General features: G+C 31.6%; 1 protein-coding gene. It reads left to right on the top strand.

Annotated elements, in window-relative coordinates; translation table 11 throughout:
• Positions 1-30: 30 nt before the first annotated feature.
• Positions 31-534, top strand: coding sequence for an energy transducer TonB (locus HM982_RS18425; protein ID WP_179354780.1), 504 nt, complete (start codon positions 31-33; stop codon positions 532-534).
• Positions 535-677: the final 143 nt, after the last annotated feature.

The following is a 677-nucleotide window of genomic DNA, read 5'->3' on the forward strand; positions in this document are numbered from 1 at the left end:
CGTTGTGCATAATTTGAGAAAACTCACGAATTGAATAAAATAATAGGAATTATATTGACAATTTTACTTCTGATTTCTTGTAAGAATTCGGAAAAAACTGAAACGGAAAATAATTCTGAATCTGAAAATAAAATCACTCAATCCGAATTTAAAAAAGTGGAATCTCAAAACTCGCTGGACTTAGAATATCAACTTTTAGACGAAAATAACGAACAAATAAATTTTGCGAGTTTAAAAAAAATGCCTGAATTTCCAGGCGGACTTGATTCGCTGACTAAATTTATACAACGGAATTATAAGTTTCATCAAGGATTTACGGAATACATTAATGGAAAAGTCAAATCGACTTTTGTAGTTGACACTCTTGGAAAAGTGGTTGATATAGAAATAATTGAAAGATTGAGAAAAGATTATGATACTGCTTGTTACAAAGTAATATCTAAAATTCCTGACTGGAAACCAGCGGAATTAGAAAATAATAAAAAAGTGAAAGTTAAATTTCTTCTGCCATTCAAATTCGTGACTGAAGAATAAAAAACTATGCACAACACCGTGTATAATTAATTGCTATGTTCTTCCCTACTTGCGAAAATTCCTGCGGAATTTTCACGGGTTCGTAAAAGTTTGCTAACTTAGTTGCTGAACCACGCAACTAACCATACACAAAACCGTTGGCA

Source organism: Winogradskyella vidalii, from assembly GCF_013403955.1.
Classification (GTDB): domain Bacteria; phylum Bacteroidota; class Bacteroidia; order Flavobacteriales; family Flavobacteriaceae; genus Winogradskyella; species Winogradskyella vidalii.